Source organism: Methanolobus sp. ZRKC5 (assembly GCF_038446525.1).
Taxonomy (GTDB): Archaea; Halobacteriota; Methanosarcinia; order Methanosarcinales; family Methanosarcinaceae; genus Methanolobus.
In genome coordinates, this window is record NZ_CP151792.1 from 878,899 (window position 1) to 892,821 (window position 13,923).

Genomic DNA, 13,923 nt, shown 5'->3' on the forward strand with positions numbered 1-13,923 from the left:
GGATTAAGCCACGATGCCGTCATTCCAAGGAGACGCTATTTCCCTATACCACCGAATCACAGTGTTTTTGTCTGAAAAATGCGCGATTTGGAGGACCAGAGCCCATATTTCAAGAAGGATTGAAAATATGAGTAATGGAATCTATAAAATAAACATAAATGCAAGGCTAGAATCTTTAGAGAAATCCAATGTATCGGCCGTAAATAAAGAATTAATAGCATTCTTTGCTGATTACTGCTTTACTGAAGGACTAGGTGAACACCGAGTTTTGAAATACATCTCATCATTAAAAAACATTGCTTTGTCACTGAATCTTGATTTTGATAAAGCTGACGAAAAGGAAATCCGAAAATACATTTCAAGCTTAGAAAGGTCAGATAAAAGTGAGTGGACAAAACATGATTATAAAGTTGCATTGAAGAAATTCTATAAATGGATGTTTAAAGAAGACAATCCAGCCCCAACAAAATGGATATCCACAACTATAAAAAAGAAAAATCAGAAATCGCCAGAGGATATCCTAACAGAGTCAGAAATACTGAGATTGATTGATCATTCAACAAACAAAAGAGATGAGGCCCTAATTGCTTTGCTATGGGATATCGGAGCAAGAGTGGGTGAAGTTGGAAATTTGCTGATTAAACATCTTACTTTTGATGAGCGCGGTGCAATCATTAAACTAAACGGCAAAACAGGTTTCAGAAGGGTCAGAGCTGTATGGAGTGTTGAGTACCTCAAAGAATGGTTGAAGGTTCACCCTGAGAGGGAAAATCCAAATGCTCCACTCTGGTTTAAATTTGACAAGAAAAGTGATTCCTTAGAGATGCTAAGATATGATGCAATCCGCATGAGACTTAAGAAAATAGCGACGAAAGCCAGAATTAACAAAAAGGTTCATCCCCATCTTTTCCGTCATTCCAGATGTACATATATGGCTAACTATTTGACTGAAGCTCAAATGAACCTATATTTTGGATGGGTACAAGGCTCAGATATGCCTGCTGTCTATGTTCACCTCTCGGGAAGAGATGTTGATGATGCTATTCTAAAGGCTAACGGAGTCACAACTGGAAAAGATACATCTACAAATCAAAGCCAACATGAAAGCACGATAAATAACATTGATTTTTCATCAATAATGGAATCAAAAATCAACAAATTAATAGAGGAAAAAATGAAGCAGATTCTTGAATCGTAATCTGTTCGAGTGACTACTATAAAAATTAGACACACATGGAACAGTTAGAACACTTCATATCTATACAGTGCAATGTATGATGTGAGTCGTACACTATAGTATTATTATAAAAATATGATATTAATAAAAGGGTAGAAGCGTACCATGCATTCTATCTTACTGTACACCTAGCAAGTGTTCCATGTGTTCTATCTGTTCCACTTTGATTGGTGCCTAAGCTTCTCGCAATTACTTTATGAGTTGGAGCAGTTAGAACACTTCATATCTGTACAGTGCAATGCGCGGGCCTAATCAAGTGGTTCCATAAGTAAAATCTTTACTTTTTTGCCCACCCATTCTTTAGGAACATAAACTCTTCCTGAATTACCACTCGATTTTACAGTTTTTTCAATTACTTGATACGCATCTGTTTTGATTTCCATTGTGGTTACAATGTATTCACATATTAAATGATTTGCGGCCATTTTGTAGCTATAATGTAGCGACAATTATATATACATGTAGCTACATTGTAGCTATTTAGGAGGAAACAAATCATGTCAACAAGATCAAGATGGATATGCTTTAGCTGTGGAAAGTTCGTGTACTTTCCTTCAGTAGACAAAGAAACCAGAAAAATAATCTGCACACATTGCAGGAAGCCGGAACTTGTTGAAGTGCCAGTTGAAGAGGTTGCTGCAATGGGGATGGCATAGTTATGTTTTTTACTCATTAGATAAAGTATCTTATACACTTAGACATTTACCTGTGGAAATGTAGTATACTTCAGAGCGCACGGGCTTGGATTAAATACGGCCGCAACTACCTTTTTGTACATTTAGCAAGTGTTCCATATGTTCTATTTCAATCAATTATCTGGTAATAATAGTTTAGTTCATTTCATCAATTCTGTGTGCTTATAATCTTGAAAAATTTGTATTTTACATGTCATAAGGTAACCAATCTCAGACTGCGAGAACATTTAGAAATCTTTTTATTACTACACATCATTTAAAGTTGTATATTGTCCTATTAATTATTTATTTCAAATCCTTATAATTTAGGAAGTATTTACGATGTCCAAAATTAGTTTAAGTCCATATATAATTAAAATTAGGCAAAAATACTCAGCCGAAGATGAAGATATATCTGATTTATTTGGGACGGGTACATCATTAATTGATATTATAAAAGATTCATTGATAAAATATAGTAAAAAGCCATTTTTGGAAGATACATCTAAAAAAGCACTCAAATTTGAAAGCCTTCCAAAATTAAAGCAAGAAGATACTGAAGAGTTAGATGCAGAAAACGAAGAAGATGCCATCAAGAGTAAAGTGTTTTTAGAAAAAATAATTGCCGAAGAACTGGGTGGGGAAATTGGTGAATTGACTATAATTCAATCACTTGTTTATTATGGAGAGTATGGGATAATAAGAAGTATAATGGATACAAAGACTGGCGCTATTGATGCAGAGTCTATTGATAGTGAAAAAACTCCCGTTTTTGATATGACGTTCACTTACTTTCAAGATCAATTGATACGGAATAAAGGATATTTAATTGCTCAAACTTATTCTGGGAAGGGCTACAAAACAATATTAACTCATTTGATTAAATCTGAATTAAATGAACTATCTGATGAAGATATTATTGTTGAAATAAAGCCTTTGATGTGTCATCAACTAGCAGATATCGTACAAAGAGAGGATAGAATTACAGATATAATATTTGTTTCACAGGATGTCTCACGAGATGAAGCAGAAAAAGCCTTACCAGATGGAAATTATGAGATTGATATCGATAATCTGAAAAATTTTAATTTATCACTTTCTGCATCTAAGAATAAAAGCTTAGTACCATATGATAAACTAGAAAAAGTCACATCTTCTTTAAAGAAAGCATTTTCAAACACTAGGGATACCCCTTTTTATGAAATTACTAATTCTGAGTTAAAACAAATTAAAGTAAAAATTAGCACTCATAAAAAAGAATTCACAGTTGGTATTACTTATGAGAATTTAGATTTTAGAGAATCTTATGCATTTGAAGATGATGATGTCATAAACAGTAATGGACGAATTGCCCATAGATATATTGCAAATAAAGCCAAAGAGTATTCGGTTAGTATTGCTAGTAGATATAGATAATTATGGCAAACAATTCAATGATTTTTGATGTATCTAGTATAATAAAAGATAACTACTCTAAATTAGAAAGTAGCGGAGCACACAGCTCCCATATTTTTTTGTGGATACTACTGATACCATATCTTTTTTCGATACTAGTGTCCATAACCCCTTTCTTTATTGATTTTTGCAATATTGCACAATCTAATTACATTGTTTCATTTGCATCAATTATTATTGGTTTTTTAATAAACGTGTCTGTTATATTGAAAGCTACTGAAACAAAATACTCAATAGCAGTATCCTTAAAGTCAAGAGTTTTTGCAAATATATTCTACACCATATTAATTGGAGTATTGCTTGTAGTTATGATTATTATTGGAACGTGGTTAAATCCAATGATTATATATTCACAACAGGTTATTTTTTGGAAGGCAACTATTTTTATGTCATATTTAATACTACAATATTTTTTGTTTTTCCATTTTATTGTGATGCTTTTGGTTGTTATGAAGGGTTTTTATGCAGTTTGCAAATGAACTAGAAGCTTTAAAGGATATCGAGTTAATATCTTGCGTATGATTGTGAATTTTGAATAATTACTAAGTATGAGTTTAGTGGTTTTATAGTTCTATTAATTAGCTCAAGGAACACATAGAACAGTTAGAACACTTCATATCTATACAGTGTGATGCATGATATTGAGTAGTACAATGTATTATTATTAAAACATGATATTAATATAAGGGTAGATGTGTACCATGCATTCTACCCCACTGTACTCCTAGCAAGTGTTCCATGTGTACCATCTGTTCCATCAATTCATACTTACTCCATACCTCCTAGCTTTTAACACCTCGGGGCAGTCTGGATATTTATCATCCGACTCTTCATCCGTGTAATAGTACCGTTGGACAATTTCTCTCCAGACACTTTCATCAGGCACGACATACAGCCGGGTTTTCTTAGATTTTCCTTGTATTTTCACGTTCTTTTGCTCAATTACCATTCCCATACTTGTTAGAGCTCGGGTTGCAGTATTAGCAGTAGTCCCATAACCCTTTGCAACCATTGTAGGCGTGACAGCCAAAATTCCATCATCCTCAACGAATTGAGCTAAGTCAGGATGCGGTTCTTCTTCACCTGTTGCAAGATTAAACAGGCAATTAAACATCCCGCCTTCCCATGAGCGAGCACGTATTTCCTTGAGCTCGCCCTGGCGCCTGTCCATATAGTTCCTGAATCGTTCTTCCCCTTCAGGCAGCAGTTGCAGCGTTAATGATAAAGGAGTAGTTAGCTGTTTTAAGCGTCTTTCTATTTCCATATCGCGGCAATCTATGAGGTTGTTGGGGTCAACACGATTCCAGTTCCGTAATACAAAGCGAGTGATTGTGCCGCGAATCTGTTCAACATATTCGTTGTATTCGGGCGGTAGATTTGGTGGGATGTCCTTTCTTGTAGTTTCTCTCGGTTCAAAAGATAACAAACGCCCCTCAGTGGCATTATCTTTGAAAGGTTCTCGCATCGCAATGACCTTGGGGCCGAAAGGATCAAAGAAATCCTGTTCTTGATGGTTGGCTTTGTTTGTTTTCATAAACCGATGCCCATCCTCAAAACCAAGATTGAGGTATTTTATTATCTCACTCTCAGCGCCGCCATTGAAATCTGCTTCATCTATTTTCAGAGTACCATGCCACTGCTCATTAAATCTCATGATTCCGCTTGAAGTACTTGCTCCTTCTGCAGTTATTGGGTAGAAGCAAAGGTCGGAGACAACTTTCAAAAAGCGGGACTTTCCTTTTCCTGTGTCACCAATGAAGCGTAAGTACGGAGTCGTGTTAAGCTTCTTGTAGAACCATGTGAACAAGACATAATGGATGAACATCTCCATATCAATATCAGGGGCATCGATGTACCTCTTCATATGACTGTGGATTAAGTCAAACAATTCATTAGGTTCTACATCCGGCGCCTCATTAATGAACTCCGATATCGGCACCCCGACAATTGGCACATAAGAACCATTGTGGAACGGAAGGGCCTGAGGATTGATAACTTGTCCATCTATCTGAATGCTAGGGGCATAGGATATTTGGCCATTTTCCAGATATGCGAACTCGGGCCAGCCGACTTTATCTCTGACACTCAGATATATTCTATCTTCAGTGATTACAAAGGACCTGTTAATTGTCTCTACATTGACTTGAACAGGTTCTTCTTCTTCAAGTTCAGATTCTATTGAATCTTCTTTCTCCTTAGCTTCTCTGCGCCTCTCACGTGCTATTCTTACCATTTCAGCTAGTTCCTCTTGTGGAATCACCTCACTTTCATCAATATGGAAACCATCCTTTCTTATTTCATCTATAACTTTATTCATGTTCTTTTCCTAGACATTGTTTCCAATGTCTTATTTTGCCAAAAGCAAAGCTCATGCATATTGAGTGCATTATCCACGATCACCCCTGTAAAAAAGATTAAGCATATCTAAACGGAGGGGGCTGAACAAAAATTCAATCCGCAGAGATGCTTTTGACTATTGCCCCAAATTGTTTGAGGACTTTTTATTCATAAACGATTCTAAATCGCTGCATTTTAGTTGTGCAGGATTTTTAAAAGATGTGTGGCGGCCGAATATTAGGCCACCAGAAGGCCCGCGCAAAAAAAAACACGAACACAAAACACATCAACCCTATGCGTGAGATTCGCCTTTTATATATAGATTGTTGTACAATCGCGGCTTATAGTCACGATTTTTATACCGACGAAGTTGCTACGAAAAGTATATATTGTAACACTGCACAATTATAGTTGTACAACTATTGTACATTACAAATATAGAGGCGTTAGATAATGAAATCAATAGGTAAATTTAAAGTTACACAGCACAAACCGAAGGCAAATATTTCATATCCAATGGTGAGGTTGCCGCAGTCATACTCAGAAATTATAGGAGAGACTGCATACGTTTATGAGATTGATTCTAGTGGAAAACCAGTGTTTGTAATCTCTTTTGATGAAGATGTTGATGAGAATTCAGTTGCACAACATTTTGTCCAATCCAATCTTGAAACGAGGCTTGGATCTATCGAAAAGAAGCTGTCAGCACTAATAGAATTACAAAATAGATAATTTTTAATTGTCCCAAAGCTAAAGTTATTTATTCAAAAACTCTGATAACTACGCAACAACCAAAATATGGGCTTTGAACCAAAACTAGATAGAGCCTCGGGTGGGATTTGAACCCACGACCTCGTCCTTACCAAGGACGCGCTACACCCCTAAGCCACCGAGGCACACAATAAGTATGAGGATGCTTTCCCTTAATACACAGACTCAATTAATAAGTTTTCGGTTGAAATACCAGTGATTTATAAGCACCAGCGGTCATCTACCGGAAACTTCTCGTTGATCCACATGAGAACACCGTTGTGGTGGACAATGCGATAGGAACGGGAAAGTACTTTTTTTGCTCCAAAGAGTGGAGCTTCCTCGACTATCTCGATACCTTCAAAATCTCTTCTGGTCTCGATATCGTGGTCACGCAGTATCTTACCAATTGGGATGTCGGCTTTCATCATGTCACTGCGAACGCCTTCGGGCATCTTCTCGATAGCTGACAGGGAGCGGGCAAACACATAGGGGACATCCCCGGCTGTGAGAGTGACCACGCGCTCGTTGATATCAGCGCCAATATCTACTCCGAATATTTCTGCGCTCTGCTCATCTGCCGGGATGATATGCTGGCACTCCGTCACAACAGCTGTGGGGTGTTTGGTCATAATCTCCAGCAGGAAAGTGACCGAACCATCAGTTCCTGCACACACCCTCAGGCATGTAGGAATCTCAAAGCCCTTCAGTTTTTCAAGAAAATTCATACCATACCAACTTGTAAAAATAAAGAAAAAATAAAGTGAGTGTTTACTTAGAAACAGCTTTTTTAGCCTGCTTCAAACGCTCCTTCGCAGTATAGCCAGTAGCACTTAGAAGAAAATCTCTAAAACGCTTGTTGGAATCAAGAATAACAGTATCATCTGTATTAGAGGTATCAGACACCGTATCAACAACGAGCTTTTTATTATCTATCCATACTGTCAGGCTGGAAAGAATACCGTAAGAAGTAATTAATTTTTCATCTTCCTTCTTGATATCGCTTGAAAAAGCCTCTGTCAGGCATTCGTATATCCTATCCAGATCAGGTGTAGAACCACGCTTGAACTTATATTCTTTCATTTGTATCATCCCTTATTATAAGCTTAAATTGAATAAAATTCTAGTATATATCATGCATCACACTATTTTTAATCCTATTGGTTATCAGTCAAGTCATTCAAAGATAGAAGCTTCACAAACATCTTCAAACAAATTGTAACATCCTTAGCATTATTCTTCCTGCAACACCATCTGACCTCTTTCACCAACAACCCTGACCAAAGGAACTGTTTTTAACACACTTTCCCCCAGATTCTTAATTTGTCCCCAGGAAGGAGCCGGCTTATCATGACCCATAAATGGAAGATCGAATTCCGGATTACTCATGAACTGGTAAAGCATAACCTCAGAAGCGCCTTCAAGATCAGGTAGTATACGTGGCATCGTATCAGCATTCACATATTCAGGTATTACCCTTATCCAGACCCTCAGCCATTTTTTCTTTGCGATGATCAGAGACTCCTTAAGAAGCCCCACATACTTTGTGCTACGTTCATCTGACATACCCGTAAGCTCCATTATGCCTTTTATATCATCACTGGGAGCTTTTATCTCAATCACAAAGCCATGAACAAAAGGAAGCGCAACTTCAAGAATATCAGGTTTCATACCATTTGATTTCAGTATAACACGCTTACCAACACCGTGAAGCTCCTCAATCAGTGGCAAAAGATCTTTTTGCAGAGTTGGCTCTGCACCCCCAAGATAGACATTCTCAGTAGTAGACTTGCTCGCATAATCCACCACCTCACCAACAGTCCACTCCTTCACAGACTGATGTATGTGAACACAATACGGACATTTCATGTTACATCCACCAAACTCGACCCTGATCTGCCCTTTCTCATCTGATAAATCGATTAATCTCATTCATTCCCTCCGGATGTCACAAGTACTTTCAAGCACACTCAAACCAGATACATTTTTGCAACTAACACTATTAATAGTTAAACCCTGTTAAACACAGCGATTACTATTTATGTATATTACACCATCAACCAGAATAGACGGTGATTACATTGGTAAAAAAACTGCAACTTGAGGATCTTGAAAGAACAAAAAGCAAAATAGAAGCAGATCCTGCTGTACAGGACTTGGAAAATCTCTATGATCTTATAATGCCACCTGGAACTCCTTCATACATAATCTACGACCTTGTGGAAGAATTCGAGCTTGAAGCACATGGAAGAAAAATAGGAGTTCACATTGTAGAAACAGATGATAGAGAAGTTATCGTCCTCAGGGGTGTCCTGGAACAAGTACAAGCTGCTGAAAAGTATCTGCACGAAGAACTGAAAGCCTGGATAGAAAGCGATTAAATTTTAATAAAAACGGACAGGCTTAGTAGCCAGTCCTTTCAAATACCTGTAATTGTATCATTTTTGAGATCAAAGACAATAGCTTTCCCGCTGTTATCATAAATATCAATGACCTGGCTATCATTAATTTCACCCATAACAGCAGCCTTAAGACCAGCATTCTCAAACATCTTAACACACTGAGAAGCATTCTCCTCTTTTGCAGTGACAACATAACCAGTTGCAGGATATATCTTCAACCACTGCTCAAAGTCAACATCATCAGGTCGTGGTATCTTTCGAATATCCACAGACGCACCCATCCTGCTCACTTCACAAAGCATACCAAGAGTACCGATAGTACCCGGGTTACTGATGTCCTTACCTGCGGTTACCAGTTTCTTTTCCCCAATCTCCTGCATGACCATGAAACGCTCACGTACAACATCAGCTTCTTTGAATGAAGTTGTATCCCAGCTGTAAGGGGAATTCTGTCCAACCCTGCCATCCATGTCATAGGCAACTATCACAACATCTCCTGGCTTCGCACTGTCACTTCGGATCACACAATCCTTCTTAGCAATACCTATAATGGATACTGCAAGTGAGTTATAAGGAGTGTCAGGATGCATGTGTCCGCCTACCATTGGTACGCCGAATTTCTTGATACCATCCCGGATACCTCTCATTATCTCTTCAGTGGATTCCTGGTCACTGGAAGCCATGACGTTGACCATTGCAAGTGGACGACCACCCATTGCAGAAATGTCGTTCACATTCACAACAACGGAAGTGTAACCTGTCCACCAGGGACTCTTATTGACTATCTTTCCCCAGATTGCATCAGCAGCAAAGAGGATGACATCATCAGTACCAATATCAATAACTGCAGCATCGTCTCCGAAGTCATCAATGACCTCTCCATACTCTGAGCGGACTGTCTCGAATATGCGCACAATTTCTGCAATTGGTTTTTTCCGGGTAACCCCTTCAAAATTCCTTAAGTTCACCGCAAGCTCTTCTATATACAAAAAAAACACCTGCACAATTAATTAAATTAATAAAAAGAATAATCCTATAAAATACCAGATGGAGAGGCTTAAGCCTTCTCATCTGAATGCGTCTTTTTATCCATATCGAATTTAACGACTTTTCTGCGTTCTTCACTCATCTGTGACATGTCGGTTCCAATAAGACCATACGCATCAGCCCTGCACTGGCGACAGTGTCTCATCTGCTGGACATAAGGCTCACACTGTTTCTGAATGGCCTTGCGCTCTTCAGGTGTTGGTGGTTCCATGTGCGCAAACTTTGCCTGGCATATAAGCGGCATCACATTCATGATAAAGACACCGAGCTCATTTATCTTCTTGGCAACTTCAATAATGTGTGTATCGTTGATACCTGGAACAAGCACAGTATTGATCTTGAGCACAAGACCAGCCTCAACTGCAAGCCTGATACCTTCCAATTGGTTCTTAACCATGATCTCAGCTGCTTCGATACCCCTGTAGATCTTGCCATTATAAGAAATATGACCTATTAACTGAGCCTCAATTTCAGGATCAATTGCATTCAGTGTTACCGTTAATGTAGTAACCCCTACTCTTACCAGATCAGGCAGCTTCTCAATCAATGCGAGTCCGTTGGTACTCAGACAGAGTGTTATATCCGGGAACTCTTTCTTGATAAGTTCCAGTGTCTCAAAGGTTTCATCATTGGCCAGTGGGTCACCAGGACCTGCAATACCAACTACCTTTATGAAAGGATATTCCTTAAGGACCTGCCTGGTCTTTTCAAGAGCGTCCTGTGGAGTCAGGACTTCACTGGTAACACCAGGTCTGCTCTCATTAACACAGTCAAATTTACGGTCACAATAATTACATTGAATATTGCATTTCGGAGCTACTGCAAGATGGATTCTTCCAAACTTGTGTTGGGCCTCTTTGGAATAACAAGGATGCTGTGATATTATTCTCTTGATATCGTCACCCTTGGAAATTTCAATTTCACAAATGTCTTTTTCTTCATTTTCCATAAATATAGCTCCTAGGCAGCTCCAATAAACACGGCTAATTGTAAGGTAAACTCATAGATATAGTTTTGTATAAACTTCTAATTTAACATGTACTTACTTCACACCACTTGCCTTCGCCTTCCCACATTTTTACGGATAGCGGGTAGTCAAGTCGGGATGAAAGCTTAGTGTGGACATGCTCGCACAGATTCTCCACACTTGGAAACTCCAGCATGTTATTCAACAACACATGGTCATATTCTTTAAGAACTTCTTTGATAACTTTCTTTATCTCATAAAAGTCCATAACCATCCCAGTGTCCTTTTTCTCACCTTCGATCACGACTTCGGTCTTATAAGTATGTCCGTGAACGATCCCGCATGTCTCATGCCCGGGAAGATAATGGGCACTATCAATATAATCAGTTATTCCAAGTTTCATTTTCATTATAAGCACCCCCACATTTTGTGGGTCTGTGGTATTATTCTAGTATCAATATCATTAAGGAAAGATTCCTGCAAACCAAGCAGATAGCCAGGTTCAGGCTGCATGTCCTTCTGTGTCACCGGTTGCAGTATGAGGCTGGATATATAGCCGGATATGGCACCGACAATACCTTCGATATCATCAACTGGTGTGTCTTTTGTTACAACTATCTTACAGAAACAATCCCTGTCCTGCGTAGTCCTCAAATTTCTGAAGCACTCGATAGTCCTGTCAAGATGAAGCTCCGGATCATCAAGCGATGAATGAGGTAAAAGTTTCACATCACCGGAAACATATGACAGACTGTTTTTTATTTTTTTAGCCATATGAGGCAGGGTCATGTTAGATTCCAGATAGAGAGGTACATCCACATCTATGGAGGATATGAATTCCGCATAAAGCAACGGCTCACCGCCTGTTAGTGAGACTGAGTGCAAGCCAGAGAATGACTTTACGATATCGCTAACCTCATCCGACGAAAGAGGATTTTCAATGTCCTGGAAAACATTGGATCCCACATTTTTCTCAACCCTGCAGAACTTCGTTGCTTCCACAGGAGTATCACAATAATGACAATTAAGATTACACCCGGTAAATCGAACGAAGGCCTGCCTGCACCCTACATACGGGCCTTCACCCTGCACTGAGCAAAATATCTCATTGATGGGTGCGAACACTAGATCACATCCAATGGCCTTGATTTGCGAAGGTCCATCTCAATATCAATAAATTCATTATAGTAACAATTAGCGATCTTTTCCATCAGTTCAGCCACATCAGCACTGCTAATTCCAATATCCTCAAGACTACCATAATAATCGTGCACGACATTTATTCCGAAGTGAATTTTTTGTGAAACGGCTGATGTGCTTGCAATAGATACTGTAAGTTTTTTGTCATCCACAAAAAGGTCATCACCTTTTCTAACAAGGTCATTGCGGTATTCTGAAAGTACTTCTGCAACTATTGCCGTAAACAATCTCTGCCTTGCATACACCAGTTTCAGGTCAGTGGAATCAAAATGTTCTATGATGAAGTGGACCATGTCAGTGGAAAATATCATATCGCCCTGCTTCTTGTCCTCGAGATCGATCATATGTTCGATCTTAACATCACAGCCTCCCCTGAAAGCAATGATGGAGTCAGCCTGGACGTCTGCAAGATTATAGGCCCAGAGTGATGATATCTGGCTGCCGTCATAATCTGTCGTTTTATCAAGAATTATACATTTCATTTTATCGCACCAAAAAGTATCAAATGTCCGGGTCATATCCCGAGCCTTACAAGCAATGGGTCTTGAATACTTGCAGCTTCAAAAGCCCTTCTTCTTCGAGTACAACTCTCACATTCACCACAAGGAATATCCTCGCCATGATAACAACTCCAGCTAAACTCAAGTGGTGCTCTTAGCTCCACAGCTTTTGCAACGATCTCTTTTTTGTCCAACCCTATAAGAGGTGCAAGTACTTTCACACCATTTGCTGTTGAGTATGAAAGGGAATCGTCAATTGCAGTGATGAATTCAGCAGAATTATCCGGGAATGTCACAGCTTCTTCCTTGTTGAAACCTACAATCACATACTCACAACCCATACTTTCAGCAAAAGCTGCTGCGATGTTTATAAGAATGCCATTTCGGTTTGGAACCCAGACGGCTTTAGCAGACTGAATTGTTATCGAAGGATCAGCATTGTCTGATATTTCCTCCATGCTAAGCGAGGGAACTTCCATGTCCGTATTGACAAGGGATGTATTGGTTATCTCTCGCATCCATCGTATGTCAAGAATACGATATTCAATCCCAAAGTGTTCACAGACCTTCACCGAATTTTGGATCTCACGCTCTACTGAACGTTGCCCGTAGTTGAATATAAGAGCCATCTTAACTCCAATCTGTTCCTGAACTGCAGCAATGGCAGTGACAGAATCAAGACCACTGCTTAACAAAGCAATTGCACTGATAGATAATCCTCCGTGTGTCAAATAATACTGAAGTAATATTGAAGGAATACTCAATATAGTTCTGAGTATAAATACTCATCGTTAAATCTTCAAAAGAAATAAATATAAAAATGCCATATATAAAATAAGAGGAATCATTTTGCCAGTGATCAACAATAAAACAACCCTTGAGAAATTACTCCAGAGAATGTATTGGATAGAAGCAGAAATGGAGCAATTAGGTACATGGGAAGCACGTATCGAGATGATGGATGACAGCGTAGCTGCACTTGAAATATTGTCCCATGACTCCGACAGGCATGGAGACACCATTAAGAAATGGTTAATTAAAGGAAATGTAACTATACCGGAAACATGCCCACCGGGACTTCCAAAACATATCTTTGATTTTGAAGGTATGGCAAGTAACGAAATGTTCGAGAGAATAATGAAATACGAAATACTTGCAAGAAATGCGTACAATGATATTAAAAATACCAATTCAGATGTGATCAAAGAGCTATTTCTTAATGAAGTAGATCAAATCGAATTCTTGCAGGATATAGAACAACTAATAAAAGATGAAGAAAAACATGCAAATATCTGCAAGGACAAAATCGGTGGATTTGCAAAAATAATGTATTAAAAACCGCTTTTCAGCGGTT

Annotated in this window: 17 protein-coding genes and 1 tRNA gene; 7 read left to right on the top strand and 11 right to left on the bottom strand. The window is 38.7% G+C overall.

Features of this window, described 5'->3' with window-relative positions; translation table 11 throughout:
• Window positions 1-67: 67 nt before the first annotated feature.
• The 4 genes from WN948_RS04110 (at window position 68) to WN948_RS04125 (ending at window position 3,845) form a co-directional block, all read left to right on the top strand.
• Window positions 68-1,198: a tyrosine-type recombinase/integrase gene (locus WN948_RS04110; RefSeq protein WP_342305736.1), complete on the top strand. Its 1,131-nt coding sequence runs from the start codon at window positions 68-70 to the stop codon at window positions 1,196-1,198.
• Between the two features lie 536 nt (window positions 1,199-1,734).
• Window positions 1,735-1,893, top strand: a complete 159-nt coding sequence (locus WN948_RS04115; protein ID WP_342305737.1) for a hypothetical protein — start codon at window positions 1,735-1,737, stop codon at window positions 1,891-1,893.
• A 360-nt stretch (window positions 1,894-2,253) separates the two neighbouring features.
• Window positions 2,254-3,327: a hypothetical protein gene (locus tag WN948_RS04120; RefSeq protein ID WP_342305738.1), complete on the top strand. Its 1,074-nt coding sequence runs from the start codon at window positions 2,254-2,256 to the stop codon at window positions 3,325-3,327.
• A gap of 2 nt (window positions 3,328-3,329) precedes the next feature.
• Window positions 3,330-3,845, top strand: a complete 516-nt coding sequence (locus WN948_RS04125; protein ID WP_342305739.1) for a hypothetical protein — start codon at window positions 3,330-3,332, stop codon at window positions 3,843-3,845.
• Between the two features lie 278 nt (window positions 3,846-4,123).
• Here WN948_RS04125 and WN948_RS04130 read toward each other — a convergent pair whose 3' ends face one another.
• Window positions 4,124-5,683, bottom strand: a complete 1,560-nt coding sequence (locus tag WN948_RS04130; protein WP_342305740.1) for a hypothetical protein — start codon at window positions 5,681-5,683, stop codon at window positions 4,124-4,126.
• 473 nt (window positions 5,684-6,156) lie between these two features.
• Here WN948_RS04130 and WN948_RS04135 point away from each other — a divergent pair, with 473 nt between their 5' ends.
• Window positions 6,157-6,435 carry a hypothetical protein gene (locus WN948_RS04135; RefSeq protein ID WP_342305741.1) on the top strand — a complete coding sequence of 93 codons (279 nt, stop codon included), beginning with the start codon at window positions 6,157-6,159 and terminating at the stop codon, window positions 6,433-6,435.
• Window positions 6,436-6,527: 92 nt separating this feature from the next.
• Here the strand turns inward: WN948_RS04135 and WN948_RS04140 are convergent.
• The 4 genes from WN948_RS04140 to WN948_RS04155 form a co-directional block, all read right to left on the bottom strand.
• Window positions 6,528-6,599: transfer RNA gene (locus WN948_RS04140), tRNA-Thr, on the bottom strand.
• A 75-nt stretch (window positions 6,600-6,674) separates the two neighbouring features.
• Complete coding sequence (locus WN948_RS04145) at window positions 6,675-7,181, bottom strand: chorismate pyruvate-lyase family protein (RefSeq protein WP_342305742.1); 507 nt, start codon at window positions 7,179-7,181, stop codon at window positions 6,675-6,677.
• Between the two features lie 43 nt (window positions 7,182-7,224).
• A complete protein-coding gene (locus WN948_RS04150; protein WP_342305743.1) occupies window positions 7,225-7,536 on the bottom strand; it encodes a DUF5611 family protein in 312 nt (103 codons plus the stop codon).
• 150 nt (window positions 7,537-7,686) lie between these two features.
• Window positions 7,687-8,385, bottom strand: coding sequence for a radical SAM protein (locus tag WN948_RS04155; RefSeq protein WP_342305744.1), 699 nt, complete (start codon window positions 8,383-8,385; stop codon window positions 7,687-7,689).
• 140 nt (window positions 8,386-8,525) lie between these two features.
• Between WN948_RS04155 and WN948_RS04160 the strand changes: the two genes are divergently transcribed.
• Complete coding sequence (locus WN948_RS04160; protein WP_342305745.1) at window positions 8,526-8,834, top strand: hypothetical protein; 309 nt, start codon at window positions 8,526-8,528, stop codon at window positions 8,832-8,834.
• A 38-nt stretch (window positions 8,835-8,872) separates the two neighbouring features.
• On the opposite strand, the gene WN948_RS04165 is transcribed toward WN948_RS04160, so the two are convergent.
• The 6 genes from WN948_RS04165 to queC all read right to left on the bottom strand — a co-directional run bounded on the left by WN948_RS04165 (window position 8,873) and on the right by queC (window position 13,279).
• Window positions 8,873-9,844: a methanogenesis marker 2 protein gene (locus WN948_RS04165; RefSeq protein ID WP_342305746.1), complete on the bottom strand. Its 972-nt coding sequence runs from the start codon at window positions 9,842-9,844 to the stop codon at window positions 8,873-8,875.
• A 68-nt stretch (window positions 9,845-9,912) separates the two neighbouring features.
• The gene (gene nifB / locus WN948_RS04170; RefSeq protein WP_342305747.1) at window positions 9,913-10,851 is read right to left on the bottom strand and encodes a nitrogenase cofactor biosynthesis protein NifB; all 939 of its coding nucleotides are present in this window, start codon (window positions 10,849-10,851) and stop codon (window positions 9,913-9,915) included.
• Window positions 10,852-10,933: 82 nt separating this feature from the next.
• Window positions 10,934-11,281: a 6-carboxytetrahydropterin synthase QueD gene (queD, locus tag WN948_RS04175; RefSeq protein ID WP_342306534.1), complete on the bottom strand. Its 348-nt coding sequence runs from the start codon at window positions 11,279-11,281 to the stop codon at window positions 10,934-10,936.
• Window positions 11,278-11,994 carry a 7-carboxy-7-deazaguanine synthase QueE gene (locus tag WN948_RS04180; protein ID WP_342305748.1) on the bottom strand — a complete coding sequence of 239 codons (717 nt, stop codon included), beginning with the start codon at window positions 11,992-11,994 and terminating at the stop codon, window positions 11,278-11,280. The genes queD and WN948_RS04180 overlap by 4 nt, the downstream gene beginning before the upstream one ends.
• Entirely contained in the window at window positions 11,994-12,551 is a 558-nt protein-coding gene (locus tag WN948_RS04185) for a DUF366 family protein (RefSeq protein WP_342305750.1), read from the bottom strand. The genes WN948_RS04180 and WN948_RS04185 overlap by 1 nt, the downstream gene beginning before the upstream one ends.
• A gap of 32 nt (window positions 12,552-12,583) precedes the next feature.
• A complete protein-coding gene (queC, locus tag WN948_RS04190) occupies window positions 12,584-13,279 on the bottom strand; it encodes a 7-cyano-7-deazaguanine synthase QueC (protein WP_342306535.1) in 696 nt (231 codons plus the stop codon).
• A gap of 145 nt (window positions 13,280-13,424) precedes the next feature.
• Here queC and WN948_RS04195 point away from each other — a divergent pair, with 145 nt between their 5' ends.
• Complete coding sequence (locus WN948_RS04195) at window positions 13,425-13,904, top strand: hypothetical protein (protein ID WP_342306536.1); 480 nt, start codon at window positions 13,425-13,427, stop codon at window positions 13,902-13,904.
• Window positions 13,905-13,923 lie beyond the last annotated feature (19 nt).